1 rRNA gene is annotated in these 264 nt (G+C 46.2%); it reads right to left on the minus strand.

What is annotated here, in order from left to right:
• Nucleotide 1 precedes the first annotated feature (1 nt).
• Nucleotides 2–116, minus strand: a 5S ribosomal RNA gene (rrf, locus tag CD126_RS11750).
• Nucleotides 117–264: the final 148 nt, after the last annotated feature.

The following is a 264-nucleotide window of genomic DNA, read 5'->3' on the forward strand; positions in this document are numbered from 1 at the left end:
TGCCTGGCAACGTCCTACTCTTGCGGAACGTAAGTCCGACTACCATCGGCGCTAAGGAGCTTAACTTCTGTGTTCGGCATGGGAACAGGTGTGACCTCCTTGCCATCGTCACCAGACAATGGAATGTATTGCACATTCAAAACTAGATAGTAAGTATTCAACCAAGTCAAAACTTGAAAATTGATTAAGTCTTCGATCGATTAGTATTCGTCAGCTCCACGTGTCGCCACGCTTCCACCTCGAACCTATTCACCTCATCATCTT

It is taken from the genome of Staphylococcus pettenkoferi (assembly GCF_002902685.1).
In the GTDB taxonomy this organism is placed as follows: Bacteria; Bacillota; Bacilli; order Staphylococcales; family Staphylococcaceae; genus Staphylococcus; species Staphylococcus pettenkoferi.